Raw genomic sequence first — 1,718 nt, 5'->3', positions numbered from 1 at the left:
GGCAATTAGCCAGGCGGGGATATCGGGCAGTAAAATAGCGCGGCCGCGCCACGTCTGCCGCCTGTTTTCGAGTGCTTCCTTGCGAAACAAAATAACCTCCCTCATGAAATGAAACAACGCTTAATTATTTTGGTAGGGCATGCCTACTTGAAAAAATACACTCATACGGTAAGTGCAATACGTATAAAGTAATAAGCATACAGATGCAAGTGAGTTTTTTGATTATCGCAACAGCCATTAACATAATTATAAATATATGAAAAATAATGATTTAATTTTTTTTTGCCTTTTTTTTATGCCACCGTATTGCAAATGATTATCATTGGCGTTATTGTGATTGATAATAATTCTTTATCTAAAATTGTCTTGCTAAATATTCTATACATCCCACATTGCTTTTGATTTTTTAGTATTAGCCACGATTGGGAAAATTAGAGTATGTGAGGATTAATAGTATGGGTAATAAATTGTTTCGACGCTTGTACGTAAGGTGTAATGGATGATTAATCGAAAGTTTTTAGTAAAATGGTTGGATAAGTCCACATATTTTTTTATGATTTTTTCTGCAGTTAATTATCTTTCTAAAAGTTTCAAATCGAATAACGTACTAGATCTGGTTATTATTTTACTTGGATGTCTTTTTGTGGGCTTTGTATTTTCTTATTTTTCACAAAAAAGGAATGGTATTTGATATGAAAGAAATCAATAGCGCAACATTATCATTAGTTAGTGGGTCCAATGGAAAAGATGTGGCTCAATTGGCAGGAGCCGCAGCTGGCACTTGGCTATCTGGTGGTAATCCCTATGTTGGGATGGGTGCTGGATGGTTGTCGGGAGAAGTTTATAGCGGGGTTCAAAATGGCTACTCAACAGCCCCTGGGATCACAAAAGGTTTAGGGTCTTTTAATCCTAACTACAGTGGCAGACCAATGCTGTGTAACCCCCCTGCTCAAACCCTAGGGTGCCCCCACTACTAAATGAAAACCCGCCTTCATAGAAGGCGGGTTTTTTCGCCCAATGGTAGCGTGCTTAGACCGGAGTTTTAATAAATTATCTCACACTTCTGTTGACATTCTACCCGACCTGAATGAACTGCCCCATAAAGTTGCGCGATTTTAATCAGGCCGAGGCACCGGTCCGGTATTCTACAGCGCTCTGACCCGGGTATCGCAGGTGGCCTGGCAATACATTTTGTTGAACGGGCATTATACCTTCCAGAACAGCAATAAAATATTTGATTTAAATGCGCTAGTTGCCGAGCTAAAACTGGGTAACGGAAATTTCGGCGGTTCCGGCGTAGAACCCCTATTAGGTTATCCAATGCTTGCTGTAGGAAGTTCTCCCCAACGAGTAGTGTAAGAAGGGGAGAGCATCTCGCGTTTCATCTTCCAGCCTTTGTCGATGCCCTGTCCTGCAAACCACACTTTTCCCATGCCTGTTGTGTTGATGTGATCGAGTATGTGCATTAGCGCCTCGCTGTGGGGGCGCGGCGGCGATTCGTCAAACATGTCTATCTGTCCGGGCTTGCCACAGAAGTCGTTCAGCACGATCCCCGCCTTCTGAAAACGGTAGCCATCTTGCCAGATGCTATCCAGTGCCTTCATCGATGCTGCGACAATATCGGGCTCTGTCGTATTAACAGGGCGGAGTCAGCAAACGTTGCGCTGCCGATATTTTAGGCAGCCAACAAGTAAAACTGTCCTGCCGGTGACAATCCG

General features: G+C 42.9%; 1 protein-coding gene and 2 pseudogenes. 1 reads left to right on the top strand and 2 read right to left on the bottom strand.

Going from position 1 to position 1,718, the window contains the following annotated elements:
- Positions 1 to 90 (bottom strand): annotated as a pseudogene (locus EC840_RS25655) (colicin V secretion protein CvaA); the annotation flags it as partial.
- A gap of 539 nt (positions 91 to 629) precedes the next feature.
- Here EC840_RS25655 and EC840_RS25170 point away from each other — a divergent pair.
- Positions 630 to 977 carry a hypothetical protein gene (locus tag EC840_RS25170; protein WP_132967460.1) on the top strand — a complete coding sequence of 116 codons (348 nt, stop codon included), beginning with the start codon at positions 630 to 632 and terminating at the stop codon, positions 975 to 977.
- 336 nt (positions 978 to 1,313) lie between these two features.
- Here the strand turns inward: EC840_RS25170 and EC840_RS25165 are convergent.
- Positions 1,314 to 1,622, bottom strand: a pseudogene (locus EC840_RS25165) (DUF4113 domain-containing protein); the annotation flags it as partial.
- Positions 1,623 to 1,718 lie beyond the last annotated feature (96 nt).

Origin of the sequence: Rahnella sp. JUb53, assembly GCF_004346065.1 — a bacterium.
In the GTDB taxonomy this organism is placed as follows: Bacteria; Pseudomonadota; Gammaproteobacteria; order Enterobacterales; family Enterobacteriaceae; genus Rahnella; species Rahnella variigena.
Note: the sequence above shows the minus strand (reverse complement) of the source record. Positions and strands in the feature narration are given on the sequence as shown.